The sequence below is a fragment of the Cyanobium sp. N5-Cardenillas genome, assembly GCF_024345515.1.
Lineage (GTDB): Bacteria > Cyanobacteriota > Cyanobacteriia > PCC-6307 > Cyanobiaceae > Cyanobium.
Genome location: NZ_JAGQBG010000010.1, coordinates 14676 through 26583 on the forward strand (window position 1 = coordinate 14676; position 11908 = coordinate 26583).

14 protein-coding genes and 2 pseudogenes are annotated in these 11908 nt (G+C 57.1%); 6 read left to right on the forward strand and 10 right to left on the reverse strand.

The genetic code is table 11. The annotated features are described in order from the left end of the window. Positions 1-165 precede the first annotated feature (165 nt). The 7 genes from dbpB (KBZ04_RS01645) to queC are packed head-to-tail and all read right to left on the reverse strand — an operon-like array spanning position 166 to position 6404. Positions 166-1365, reverse strand: a complete 1200-nt coding sequence (gene dbpB, locus KBZ04_RS01645) for a DGQHR domain-containing protein DpdB (RefSeq protein WP_254990172.1) — start codon at positions 1363-1365, stop codon at positions 166-168. Beyond that, positions 1329-2576, reverse strand: coding sequence for a tRNA-guanine transglycosylase DpdA (gene dpdA, locus KBZ04_RS01650; protein WP_254990173.1), 1248 nt, complete (start codon positions 2574-2576; stop codon positions 1329-1331). The genes dbpB (KBZ04_RS01645) and dpdA overlap by 37 nt, the downstream gene beginning before the upstream one ends. A gap of 13 nt (positions 2577-2589) precedes the next feature. Continuing rightward, on the reverse strand, positions 2590-3753 hold the full coding sequence (dbpB, locus tag KBZ04_RS01655; protein ID WP_254990174.1) for a DGQHR domain-containing protein DpdB: 1164 nt from the start codon (positions 3751-3753) through the stop codon (positions 2590-2592). Continuing rightward, complete coding sequence (locus KBZ04_RS01660) at positions 3754-4638, reverse strand: hypothetical protein (RefSeq protein ID WP_254990175.1); 885 nt, start codon at positions 4636-4638, stop codon at positions 3754-3756. 58 nt (positions 4639-4696) lie between these two features. Further along, positions 4697-5071, reverse strand: coding sequence for a 6-carboxytetrahydropterin synthase QueD (gene queD / locus KBZ04_RS01665; protein WP_409995918.1), 375 nt, complete (start codon positions 5069-5071; stop codon positions 4697-4699). Beyond that, positions 5071-5700, reverse strand: coding sequence for a 7-carboxy-7-deazaguanine synthase (gene queE / locus KBZ04_RS14330; protein ID WP_409995919.1), 630 nt, complete (start codon positions 5698-5700; stop codon positions 5071-5073). The genes queD and queE overlap by 1 nt, the downstream gene beginning before the upstream one ends. After that, the gene (queC, locus tag KBZ04_RS01670) at positions 5697-6404 is read right to left on the reverse strand and encodes a 7-cyano-7-deazaguanine synthase QueC (protein ID WP_254990177.1); all 708 of its coding nucleotides are present in this window, start codon (positions 6402-6404) and stop codon (positions 5697-5699) included. Before queC ends, queE begins: the two co-directional genes overlap by 4 nt. A gap of 351 nt (positions 6405-6755) precedes the next feature. On the opposite strand from queC, the gene KBZ04_RS01675 reads away from it, so the two are divergent. The 6 genes and pseudogenes from KBZ04_RS01675 to KBZ04_RS14335 form a co-directional block, all read left to right on the forward strand. Further along, positions 6756-8357 (forward strand): DUF3427 domain-containing protein, encoded by a 1602-nt coding sequence (locus tag KBZ04_RS01675; protein WP_254990178.1) that lies wholly within the window; start codon positions 6756-6758, stop codon positions 8355-8357. A 42-nt stretch (positions 8358-8399) separates the two neighbouring features. Continuing rightward, on the forward strand, positions 8400-8687 hold the full coding sequence (locus KBZ04_RS01680; protein WP_254951794.1) for a nucleotidyltransferase family protein: 288 nt from the start codon (positions 8400-8402) through the stop codon (positions 8685-8687). Between the two features lie 10 nt (positions 8688-8697). Next, positions 8698-8943: pseudogene (locus tag KBZ04_RS01685) on the forward strand (DUF86 domain-containing protein); the annotation flags it as partial. Positions 8944-9083: 140 nt separating this feature from the next. Further along, the gene (locus tag KBZ04_RS01690; RefSeq protein WP_254990179.1) at positions 9084-9281 is read left to right on the forward strand and encodes a type II toxin-antitoxin system HicB family antitoxin; all 198 of its coding nucleotides are present in this window, start codon (positions 9084-9086) and stop codon (positions 9279-9281) included. Further along, on the forward strand, positions 9282-9494 hold the full coding sequence (locus KBZ04_RS01695; protein ID WP_015109366.1) for a type II toxin-antitoxin system HicA family toxin: 213 nt from the start codon (positions 9282-9284) through the stop codon (positions 9492-9494). A gap of 77 nt (positions 9495-9571) precedes the next feature. Continuing rightward, positions 9572-9816 (forward strand): annotated as a pseudogene (locus KBZ04_RS14335) (hypothetical protein); the annotation flags it as partial. Between the two features lie 55 nt (positions 9817-9871). Here KBZ04_RS14335 and KBZ04_RS01700 read toward each other — a convergent pair. The 3 genes from KBZ04_RS01700 to KBZ04_RS01710 form a co-directional block, all read right to left on the reverse strand. Then, complete coding sequence (locus tag KBZ04_RS01700; RefSeq protein ID WP_254990180.1) at positions 9872-10270, reverse strand: type II toxin-antitoxin system VapC family toxin; 399 nt, start codon at positions 10268-10270, stop codon at positions 9872-9874. Then, positions 10270-10530 (reverse strand): antitoxin, encoded by a 261-nt coding sequence (locus KBZ04_RS01705; RefSeq protein ID WP_254990181.1) that lies wholly within the window; start codon positions 10528-10530, stop codon positions 10270-10272. The genes KBZ04_RS01700 and KBZ04_RS01705 overlap by 1 nt, the downstream gene beginning before the upstream one ends. 143 nt (positions 10531-10673) lie before the next feature. Further along, the coding region (locus tag KBZ04_RS01710; protein ID WP_254990182.1) for a protein adenylyltransferase SelO family protein at positions 10674-11908 on the reverse strand (1235 nt) is incomplete at its 5' end.

Sequence of the window (11908 nt, forward strand, 5' to 3'; positions counted from 1 at the left end):
CCTAGTTGCCAATACAGCATTATTGATTTCGTTGAAACCGATATTGCTATGCGAGAAAAGAGTCTACAAGAAATTGGTCTGATCAGATGAAAAGGCATTCATCAGGCCGGAGATTCCGAAAATCAAGGCACAAGCCTAGAACTTATCTCAATGCTTTTGCCAACTTTAGCGAGTTCTTAAAACTTCAGCCGCAGTCCCGGCAATGCCAGCGGACCATACTTTGACTTTGTACTGGTGAATTAAGTAGTTAGTAAGTAATTGAATATCCTTGGAAGTATTCTGTAGATCGTTCCATCTAACTTGACTGCCCGGTCCAAAGTCCCAGAAGCCAGATGACCATCTACAAACCTCTGTTAGTGGTTGCAGGTCCTTGCGGAAATCCTCTACTAGTGGAATCAAACAATCTCTCTGGCGATCGGCAACTGCATCCATGAGGAAGCCTAGGCTTGTGATACCTGCACCATGCATCAACCTGGACTTACGAGGCGGAAGGCCCCACGCTGTTCCAAAAACCTCTCGAACGGCCCACCAGTAGTTAGCAAGCAACTTAAGCATCTGGGCTGCAGTGTACTGCGGATCGGAATTCTCCCGAAAACGGTAGAGAGCACCATCCGCCAAACTATTCTCCAACATCCTGAGAATCGAGTTGTCCTTCACAATGCCCTCTGGACTGGTGGGTGTCTGGATTAGCCCAAAAAAGGGCGAAGCCTCATCTTGATTTAGTTGCTGGAGCAAGTAAGCGGGGAATTTTCTACGTTCAAGACGACTGGGCAATCTTGTGGATGTGTATGGAATCAACTCGTGGATCAGTCCCTTTGGAAGTGGCTTCGTGGAATTAACGAGGATAAACTGCTCTCGTTGCTCAGTATCACTACCTGCAATAAAGCCTACAGCAGCAAGAGTAAACTCTTTCAGTTTAGCCTGAGCCACCGCAGCAATCCTCTGCTGGCCGTCGACCACCCACGCAGGCTTTTCATAATCAGGCCCAGTGTCAATCGGTATCACCAAGTGGCCAAATCGTGGTTCGCCCTCTATCGCGTCGAAACCTGTAAGAGGCTTAAACAACACACGCTTGTCGAATGCCAATACAATAGCGTTAGGTATGATTGGTGATTCAGATTCAAGATAGGATCGAATCTCATTAATATGAGAAATAACCTCTGGCCTCTGGTAGCCAACTACCTGGGCCTCTTTAGACCTTCGGATTCGAGAGATGGTCGCAAAGGCTCCGACTGACTTTCCATCAACTGCAAACGAATAAAGCAAGCGACCGTGGCCCTGTTGGATTTCAAGTGCAGGTATAAGCAGAGTGTTGTTTACCTGCATAGTCAAAAGGAATGTGGGGAATGCGGAGAAGTAATGCATCTCCGAAATGCATGTAGATTATGAAATCCACGGCGCCGATTCCGCTCAGCCCCTCTAAAGAGGACAACATCTATCCCAAGATTGCGACAGACCGCACATTCACAGTTCTTCCATGGGCGAGCCTCAAGTGTCTTCCGGTACGCGGATGAGCGATCCACAGGGTCGTGAAGTTCAGCATAATCAAGCAGTACGGCTATGACACTTTCGACGCTCTCGGAACCAGCGTCAAATCTACGCAAAGCGGAAAGGCACTTACCCTCTAGATCGAAAGCCTTTCCCTGATCAATCTTTCCCGCTTTGATATTCCGTTGAAGTCTTGGGTTACCCTCGACTTGGGGTACACGTATGGCCGTAAAGGGCTCCGGATCAGCAAAGTAATTGACCCTAGAGTCCTTGAAAGCACGTTGTAATGGTGCAGTACTGTCAAAGCTAACCACGCCAAGTTTCTTGAACTCCTCAAGAAACTCGGGCCTCGTAACACCTAGCAAGTGGAGTTTGGTTTCTTTGAGTAAGACATTCTGCATCCCTTGCAACACAGCAAGGATCTCCTTGGTCTTGAGAGGTACAACCCCTCCGACGGCGATGTAGCGATATCCCATCTTCTGAAGTGCATTCAGCGACTTTGCATAAGAAGTGGGACTCCACCCTTGGATCGCTCCAATAGGCTCAAACTTGCACCTTCGTGAATTGTGACAAGCCAGGAACTCAGCGGCCCTCTCGATTGTAATCTGCTGCCTATAAATCCAATCTGGATTGATTGCATCAATTCCAGGTAGAGAGTTTTCAGCATTCAAGTCAAAGCCGAGAATGACATGATCCGGAGAAACACCGAAGTCAAACTGACCGGACTCGTAAAAATCTAGAACTTCCTCAGTTCTGTATGGAGGCTCTGGCTCATTAACATAAGCAAATGCGCCACAGTCACCCATCGCAAGGAGATGCTGACTCGAGGAGTCGTCGAGTCGCATAAACTTTCTGACTCCTTCTCTGTAAAAGCGAAGTTTTTGAGCAACTGTGTACTTGCCACTACCTGATACTGATCCATCAACTGCGGCCTTAGAGACGAGGACACCATCGTAAGGAGGTTTATCCAGTAACTCGTGGGCGTATTTATCGTCACGTTGACGAACACGCGATCGTGAGCGCTCCTCGGTCAGAAAATCAAACGAAGGATCAACAAAGTCGCTACTATCAGGAAAGAAAAACTTCATTACTTGATTCCTATTAACACATGGAAGTGGGGCGAGCCTTAGGCATGCGTGCCTGAACATAGTGGCGTATTAGTAGATTCGAAAGTGCGTGTATGTGCCGAGGCACGTTCTGCAATTCGTTCCATTCCAAGTTAAGATCATCCCATGTGCCTGTTGTCCACTTACAGATCGACGCGACAGCCTCTAGTTCGCCCTGAACTCGTCGAATTGAATTATGACGCCCAATCGGAATCATTGGCATGATCTTATCCATCAAGCGTCCCATAGCTCGAACCCCAACTCCGTGCAATAGGCGACTCTTGGTAGGTGGTAGACCCCAAGCCTCGGGGAACATGAGTTTGACTGCTGCCCAGTAGGTTGCCACAACCTCATAGATGGCCGCACAGTCCGTCTCGCCAGTTGCGATGTTGCGGTAAGGAAACAAACATCCTGTTGGTGAGCCAATACTCTCATGCAACATGTTGACAATAGAGTTATCGGCAATGAGTGCCATCTTCTTACTCGTTGCTGCCGTAGATGGACGGCGAATTAGCATGTAAAAAGGTGATTCTTGTTCATCATTTAGCATTGTACAAATCAAAGATGGAACCCTCCTTGCTGCCAGACGCTGCGGCAGCATTGTGCTTACATCAGGCAAAAGTTCTGTTACAAGGCCCCGCGGTAAAGGTTTTGCACTGTTAACTCGGAGAAACTGATCTCGCTGAATTTCAAGGTCATCGGTAACAAACGCATTAACTGGAATCGGCAAGTCAGGCTTGTTACTCAACGCGATGGCGAGAGCACGTTGCTGCCCATCAACAATCCAACCTGGCTTTCGCCCATTTCCAGAGGGAAGTTCGATCTCGAGTGTTCCATTCACCCCAGGCCCATCGTTGGACTTAGGCCCGCGGCACATCTTGAATTTCGTTGAAGAGGCAAGGGCGACGATAATTGAGTTGGGGAAGATAACATCTGCCCCATCCAGATACTCAGCGATCTCTCGGATGTGCTGCCTGACCGCGGGGCGCTGGTAACCAGACAAATGGTTACTCGATGAGCGGTCAATTCGCGAAATATCCGCTATCTCAAGTAGCTCATCGCCACGCAGTGAGAACTGATAAATTGGATGAACTCCACCCTGATCTAGCCGAACTGCGCTTCGCTTCAGGAGTTTTCGGCGATTTCTTAAAGACGCCATTTATGTCTCCTTTATCATGTGAAAAAGTTTGCGAAATCTCTTTTGTTCACAGCCCATACCCCGATCCCGAAGTTTACGTAGAACCGGCGTATGCCGTGCATCTGGATCATCACCTAGTGCATCTAGAATGAATGCACGAAGACTCTCATCACTCATCGGCTTGCGCTCATATGTTGGTAGTTCTGGCAAGCCATTCAGTTCTACCGCCAGAAATCCTTCAATCGACGACTTGTCCTTGGAATCAGCATGATGAGTCAATATCAACCTTAGAAGACGAACATTGAGAGACTGTCGTGCGCCGCCCACGCGTGCCTGGAACCGGGCACTGCAAGGCAAAAGAGATTCAACGAGGGGGCCATTTGGCCGAAATCCCGCACTTAAGAGACTTAAATGCTCTGTCGAGTGCAATTGCTGACGTGCTTCAAGTATATCCTGCTCCAGCGCTTCAAGATAGACGGTTGAAGCGGCGATCAGGATCGGATCCATAGGGTGCTGCTTCGCCAAATCAGCAATTGTGCGAGGGCCTAGGTAGGAAGCAGGCCTCCATTGTGCAAGTTCTCTCCACCATCTTCGTTTTTGATGGCCAAGTGCACCTTGGCCATCGACGATCATAGTGTCGTCTTCGCAAGGGGAGAAGGTTGCTGCGTATGGGGAGAGAATCGTATCAAGTGCCACGAGACCATATCCCGCCGAGCACACCCACCAGCGCACGTTGGATGAATGCTGAGCCTCCATCTCTTTGACAATTGACCATGCATCACCGGCATAGAGTTGTCGTGAACAAGTTCTTTGCCCATCGTAAGAATCAAGCTTGGATGCCCATTCTTGAACTCGAGATTCAAGGCGTTTACTCTTCAAATTAGACACATGGAGAGCATCGGGCACCGCCAGGCTCTTTCGCTGTGTGCAAGTTACGATCACGTTTAGCATTTCTGGCATCGGCTTAACGCTCCTCTGGGCCTGTGTAGACGCACCCACAAGTACAGGTTTCACAAACAACAATCTTGTTCAACAAAGGCAATGAAGGCTTTAAGCGGTCCCAGATCCACTTAGCAAAGTTTTCACTAGTGGGGTTCTCCAACCCTTCAACTTCGTTCAAATAATGGTGATCAAGCCGATCGTAGAGAGGCTGAAAGACAGTCTTTATATCCGCAAAGTCTTGAACCCATCCTGGGACGGGATCAACATCGCCCTTAACATGGATTTCTACACGAAATGAGTGCCCATGGAGGCGGGCACACTTGTGATCTAATGGAACTCCCGTCAACCGATGTGCCGCCTCGATAGTGAAGACCTTGAACACTTCCATACTTGCCATTAACGAACACCCAGCACTTTATGCGTCTGCAAACTCAACCTCCATTCGGGGTGCCTCAAGCAGTAGTCGATCGCCAGTTTTGTGTTCTCCTCTATGTGTGGCCCATCCATAGGTTGGATGTACCGGAAAGAAAACTTCAGACCGAGTAAGCCACAAGGATCAAGGCCATACTGTGGGAAAACTACCTTCAATTCGTCACCCGCCTGAATTGCCAACTCGGAGCCTGCCTTGGGACTTACGCAGACCCAGTCCAAACCCTCGGGGATTGGTCTAGTGCCGTTCGTCTCGATGGCGACCGTAGCCCCTCGTGCATGCAGAGCATGAACAAGTGCCGCATCAGTTTGCAATGCAGGTTCGCCTCCAGTTAGGACTACATAGGGCTTAGCAGTGCCTGTGTCCGCGTGGTTGAGGATTGCTTCCGCCAACTCTTCAGAGAAGAGAAAGTCACCTCCGTCTGTGGTTACGTCAACGAACTTCGTATCACAGAATTTGCAGTCCGCGCTTATCCGATCGATTTCCCTGCCTGACCATAGGTTACAGCCTACGAAACGGCAGAACACTGCGGGCCTACCAGACTGAGCCCCTTCACCTTGAAGAGAATAGAATATCTCGCTGACGCGATACTTCATGCCACCTCCGCAGGGTACATAAGAGGGTCTTCAACTCCAGCATTGTTGAACCCTTCGCGTCGCAGGTAGCAGGCATCACAGCGCCCACAAGGATCGCCGTTTATACCGGGGTCGTAGCAGGTTGATGTTAAAGAGTAGTCCACATCGAGTTCGAGACCTGCTCGGATCGTCTCGGATTTGCTGAGTCGTAAAAGCGGCGCATGAATCTTGATGGTTCCACCTTCTGCCCCAATCCGAGTTCCCGCTAATGCAACCTGCTCGAACGCCTGAACAAATTCAGGACGGCAGTCAGGATAACCAGCGTAATCGGTTGCATTGACGCCTAAGAATATATCACTCGCTCCAACAACCTCTGCAAACGAGAGCGCAAATGCCAAAAAGATTGTGTTCCTACCAGGTACATAGGTCGAAGGAATCTGCGATATGGCCTTCGTCGGATCCGCTTGCGGTACGGGTGCGTCACTTGTGAGAGAAGATCCACCGAACGCACGAAGGTCGAATTTCACCACCTCATGCCGTTTGATTCCGAGGCTCTCCGCAACACGTTGAGCAGATATCAACTCATGGCGGTGCCGCTGTCCATAGTCGAAGGACAGTGCTGACACCTCATAGCCTTCGCGAATAGCGATCGCCGCGACGGTCGCAGAGTCCAATCCGCCGCTCAATAGAACGATCGCAGGTTTACGCCTCAATTGATCAACCACATCACCTCCTTGATGGCTGAGGGCTTTGCTGAAGCTTGGGTTGCCGTGCGATAGCAGTAGCCCTTGTCCACCCCTGTCTGTCGAATTCGGTCGGTTCACGGCGCTGAGTTTAGCGCTTTCGGCCCGCTATTGCCAGCAATCCACCTGCAGTTTTGGGGGGGTATTGCGGGAACTCTCCTGCGTGGCTTGAAGGTGTTCGCTCCATGCCCATGGCCGCCGCCGCCAGCTACGAGCGCTGGCTGGCCCACCTGAGGCCGTCCCTGCCGCTGGGCCTCACCACCACCCCCGAGCGATCCGATGGCGAGAACATCCTCCATTGGTTCGAATGCCGCATGGCCGCCGAACTGCGGCTTGCGCCTCCACGACGGCACCGATCTCTCCCGGATCGAATGGCGCCGCAACGGCTACGCCACAGAAGCCCTGTCCAACCTCTACACCGCCGACGACGCCCGCCTGCGCCTGATCCTGCGCGAGCTGGCCGACAAGGTCACCAACCTGGATTCGATGCGGGCCCTGGGCTTCTGCGTGAGCGTGGAGCACGCCCATTGGATGGCCCGCAAATTCGTGGCCACCGGCCTGCGCGCCGCTGCCCTGGAGGCCTCCAGCCCCCGGGAGCAGCGCGCCGAGCAGATCCGCCGCCTGCGATCCGGCGAGCCGCAGATCCTGTTCGCCGTTGACCTGTTCAACGAAGGCCTCGACATCCCCGAGATCGACACGGTGCTGTTCCTGCGGCCCACCGAGAGCGCGATCGTGTTCCTGCAGCAGCTCGGCCGGGGCTTGCGCTTGTGCCGGGGCAAGAGCTGCCTCACGGTGCTGGATTTCATCGGCCAGGCCCACCGGAACTTCCGCTTCGACCTGCGCTACCGCGCCCTGCTCGGCGGCACGCGCGACCAGCTGGAACAGCAGATCAAGGAGGGCTTTCCCTTCCTGCCGGCCGGCTGCAGCCTGCAGCTTGATCGCGTGTCGAGCGAGCGGGTGCTGGCAAACCTGCGCGAGTCGCTGCCCACGCGCAGGCCCCAGCTGCTCGGCGAAGCCCGCCGCCTTGGGCGCTGCTCGCTGGCGGGGTTGCTGGAGGGGCTTGGGATGGAGTTGGGGGAGTTCTACCAGGTGGCGGGGTCCTGGGCGTTGCTGCAGCGGGAGTTGGGGTGGGTAACGGCGGCGGTGGCCACCGGCGATGAGGAGCGGCTGGGGCGTGGGGTGGGGCGCCTCCTCCACCTGGACGACACCGACCGTCTTTCGTTCCTGCTGCAAGGCCTTGCCAGTCGCCAGCCACCCCAGGCGCAGAACCTGAGCGAAACGGACTGCCGGCGTTGGCGCATGCTTCTGCTCCAGCTCTGGGGAACGTCGCCTGATCGGCTTGGTCTGCAAGACGCGCTTGATCGCCTCTGGGCCTGTCCAGCCTTTCTCGATGAGCTGCGCGACCTGTTCGCCCTCCTGTTGGAGCGCACCGACCACCTCGCCCCTCCCCTGGTGTGGGATCAGCCCGTGCCCCTGGCTCTCCATGCCCGTTACAGCCGCGCCGAGATCTACGCCGCCTTTGGGCTCATCACGGATACCCAGCAAACCACCGGCCAGTCGGGGGTGTTGTTCGATCGGGCGACCCAGTGCGACGTCTTCTTCATCACCCTGAAGAAATCCGAGCGCCTGTTCTCCCCCACCACCCGCTACAACGATTACGCCATCTCCCCGTGGGAGTTCCACTGGGAGAGCCAGAGCCTCACCCGGGAAGCGTCCACCACTGGGCAGAGGTACATCCACCACGTTGAGCGCGGCAGCACGGTGATGTTGTTCGTGCGGGAGGAGAACAAGCGCGGCGGGGTGACGTTGCCGTTTCTGTGCCTGGGGTTCGCGGATTACGTGCGCCACGAGGGGGAGCGGCCGATGGCGATTCGCTGGCGGCTGCACCGGGCGATTCCGGCGGCGTTCGTGCCGGAGTTGGCGTTGGCGGTTTAGCGTGTCCTGTATCCCTCAGCGCACGACAGGCCTGGAGCGCCCATGCGTCTCGCCGAGCTGCAGCAACTGGCCCCCCAGCTCCATGAACTGCTCGCACGCCATGGCGCCAGCAATCCGGCCGTGTTCGGCTCCGTGGCGCGGGATCAGGCCACGCCAAGCAGCGATGTGGATCTGCTCGTGGACCTTCCGGCCGGCGCCAGCCTGTTTGACCGTGTCGAGCTGAAATCGGCCCTTGAGGATCTACTGCTCACCCGGGTGGATCTGATCCGCCGCCGCAACCTCAAGCCCGAACTCAAAGCCACGGTGGAAGCCGAAGCCATCCCCCTGTGATGTTGAGACATTCCTCGCTAAGGCTTATCTCCAGGATGCTGTGATCCGTTGCCTTGAGATCCTTGGCGAGGCCACAAAGCGTCTCAGTCCTGAGTTCCGCCGTCTTCACCCCGCTCTGCCCTGGCGGGCCATGGCAGGGATGCGAGATGTCCTGATTCACGCCTACGACCAAGTGGATCTTGAAGAGGTCTGGATGGCCTATCAGCGCTTCGCTGAGATCCGTCGCCAGATTGACGCGATCCTCAATCAGAGTTGAGGCCGACAACCACAGCGGGCGATTCCGGCGGCGTTCGTGCCGGAGTTGGCGTTGGCGGTGTGAGGGGGGTTGGGGAGCTTCGTCACAGAGGCTTGGCCCATGCCGCTTAGTCTGAACGCAGGACAGGGAGTGAGACCGGCATGAGCTACCGCATCCGGCTGCTGGAAACGGAAGAAGGCTGGTCGGTGAGCTGCCTTGACCTGCCCGGCTGCCACTCCCAGGGATCCAGCCGGGACGAAGCACTGGCGAACATCCGCGAAGCGATTGCCCTCTGGCTGGAAGTGGAAGCTGAAGAGGGTGGCGTGCGCAGTGTGGAGACACTGGAACTGGCGATTTAAATGCCGCGTCTACCGGGAATCAGTCAGAAGGAAGCCGTAAGAGTGTTTCTCAAGCTGGGGTATCGGATCGTCCGCGAATCCGGTCATCTGATCCTGAGCAATGGTGAGCGGCGCCTCGTGATTCCGCGCCATGACCCGATCAACGCCATCACCATGGGCGCGATCGCCCGTGATGCAGGTCTGACGCCTGAGCAGTTCCGCCAGCTGCTCTGATGGCCGAAGAGGAGCGCCTCAGCGGTGTCCTCCCCCCCTACGGCCACGACCACAAGGCCATGGGCGCGCACGGCCGCCACCGCGAAGGCGTGCTCTGGCACCAGCCCACCGCCACAGACCTGCTGTTCATCACCCTGCGCATAAGCGAAGCCCTCTTCTCACTCACCACCCGCTACCGCGACCTGGCCCTCGGCCCCTCCCTGTTCCACTGGGAGAGCCACGAGGGAAGCGGCCGATGGCGATCCGCTGGCGGCTGGAGCGGGCGATTCCGGCGGCCTACCTGCCTGGCTGTTCCTCGCCATCTCTGGCATTGGCGGCTTGAGGAGGAGCAAAACGCCAAGTCAGAAGGCACCTGGCAAACCCCTGCCTGCTGGCCATCACCAGGCCTCAAGCTGCAGATCGGCCACATGGGCAAAGGCCTGATCCGCCGTCACCAGGGCGCAACCTTCGCTGAGGGCATGGCTGGCGATCAGCAGATCCATCGCCGCCAACGGCATCCCGTTGCGTTCGAGATCGGCCCGCAGCCTGCCATACACCCCGGCACAGGCTTCCGACCAGGGCAGGATCTCCAGGGTCTTGAGGGTGTTCTCCACCAGCGCCTGCAACCGCGACGTTGGCGGCAGCGTCTCCAGGCCGTAACGGATCTCCGCCACCACGATCGACGACAGGCAACAGCGTTGCTCACGCACCCAGGTATCCAGCCGGGGCGACAAGCCTTTCAGAAAGGCGTTCACGGCGTTGGTGTCGAGCATCAGCCTCCCCTTTGCCGCAGCCATCAGGGGAACTCCACCGGTTCCGCAGGGCGCGTGTCGCGCAACCCCTCGAACAACGCTTCCAGCTCGGCCTGGAACCCAGGCTCCTGCAGCAAGGCATCCCTTTGATCCAGCAAGGCGCGGGCCGATGGCCGCACCGGTGTGAGCACCACAGCGGCACTCTCGGGATCGCGATGCACCTCCACCTCAGTGCCCTCGAAGCGGAACTCGGCCGGCAGCCGCACCGCCTGGCTGCGGCCGTTGCGGAACAGCTTGGCGCGCATGGCACCCCCACACGTGATCGATACCGAATCTAGACCAGGCCTGTGCTCCCATGCCGCCGCCTCAACGGCGAGGGCGTTGCTGGCGGCCGCGAGGCCCTGTGGTGGATCGAAGCCTGAGACCGCTCAGAGCGAACGGCATCCGCTCAGGACGAACAGCTGTAGTGGGACACCCCTCCGGCGTTGAAGAATTCCCTGGGCTTCAACCGGTCATAGGTCGCCGCCAGCTCCGCAGGCAGCGCGTCATAGGGATGGCGGAACACCTCCTGCAGCTCCCTCACCAGGCCGTAGTCGCCCTGCGCCGCCTGTTCATAGGCCGGGGCGATCAGCCATTCGCGCCAGGTGATGGCCGGGTTTACGCGTTGCATCGCGGCGGCCCTTTCGCGAGTGCCGCCGGCTTCCGCGAGGCGGGCACGCCAGCGCTGCAGCCACTGCGTCCATTGGCCATCGAGCTCCTCTGAGCAGGGCACATAGAAGCTCTCCTGCAGGGCCGAAACCTGCTCGGGGATATCCGACAGCCTGCGGAAGAAGATCGTGTAGTCGGCCTTGGAGGCCACCATCAACTGCAGCAGTTCCTGCACCAGCGCGGCGTCGTAGCGGATCAGGCCGAGCTTGCTGGCCCACATCGCCTCGAGCTCCTGGGCCATCGCTTCAGCAAATCCGTCGCGGATCTCATCCAGCCTGGCCAGCGCTTCGGTGTTGCCCTCGAGCAGGGGCCGGAGGGAGGCCCAGAACATCTGATAGTTGGCTTCGGCCGCCACCGGTTGGTTGAAGAAGGAGAAATGCTGGCCGCCGCCGGTCCAGGGCTGGAAGCGGGGGTCGAACAGTTCGCAGAAGCCGAAGGGGCCGTAGTCGAGGGTGTACCCCCCCGCCGCGCAGTTGTCGCTGTTGAAATTGCCCTGGCAGTAGCCCACCCGCATCCAGTTCGCCACCAGAGACGTGAGCCGGCCGCGGAACAACCCCGCCAGCTCCACCACCTGATCAGCGAAATCGAGGGCCGGATCAATCTCCGGCCGGTAGTTCCGCTCAATCAGGTGCTGAACGATCATCCGCAGCTCGTTGTGCGCCTCCGGATGGGAACCGCTGCGAACGCGGCGGGCGAACAGCTCCAGCTGGCCGACCCGCAGAAAGGACGGGGCCACCCGGGTGGTGATCGCCGCCGGGTTGTCCACCAGGACGTCGGGATCGAATGAGCGGGAGTTCGCCGAATACCAGGGCCGGCGCACGGTTTCCGATCCAGACACATAGAGCGTCAGCGAGCGGGAGGTGGGGACCCCCAGGGCGTGCATGAACTCCTGGGCCAGAAACTCGCGCACGCTGGAGCGCAGCACGGCGCGGCCATCGGCGCCACGGCAGTAGGGCGTGGGGCCGCCGCCCTTGA

What these genes read in the sequence shown, in the direction of transcription:
- dbpB (WP_254990172.1), bottom strand. Translation starts at nt 1,365, where the DNA reads ATGCATTACTTCTCCGCATTCCCCACATTCCTTTTGACTATGCAGGTA.
- KBZ04_RS01695 (WP_015109366.1), top strand. Translation starts at nt 9,282, where the DNA reads ATGCCGCGTCTACCGGGAATCAGTCAGAAGGAAGCCGTAAGAGTGTTT.
- queE (WP_409995919.1), bottom strand. Translation starts at nt 5,700, where the DNA reads ATGAAGTATCGCGTCAGCGAGATATTCTATTCTCTTCAAGGTGAAGGG.
- KBZ04_RS01680 (WP_254951794.1), top strand. Translation starts at nt 8,400, where the DNA reads ATGCGTCTCGCCGAGCTGCAGCAACTGGCCCCCCAGCTCCATGAACTG.
- dbpB (WP_254990174.1), bottom strand. Translation starts at nt 3,753, where the DNA reads ATGGCGTCTTTAAGAAATCGCCGAAAACTCCTGAAGCGAAGCGCAGTT.
- KBZ04_RS01690 (WP_254990179.1), top strand. Translation starts at nt 9,084, where the DNA reads ATGAGCTACCGCATCCGGCTGCTGGAAACGGAAGAAGGCTGGTCGGTG.
- KBZ04_RS01705 (WP_254990181.1), bottom strand. Translation starts at nt 10,530, where the DNA reads ATGCGCGCCAAGCTGTTCCGCAACGGCCGCAGCCAGGCGGTGCGGCTG.
- queD (WP_409995918.1), bottom strand. Translation starts at nt 5,071, where the DNA reads ATGGCAAGTATGGAAGTGTTCAAGGTCTTCACTATCGAGGCGGCACAT.
- KBZ04_RS01700 (WP_254990180.1), bottom strand. Translation starts at nt 10,270, where the DNA reads ATGGCTGCGGCAAAGGGGAGGCTGATGCTCGACACCAACGCCGTGAAC.
- dpdA (WP_254990173.1), bottom strand. Translation starts at nt 2,576, where the DNA reads ATGAAGTTTTTCTTTCCTGATAGTAGCGACTTTGTTGATCCTTCGTTT.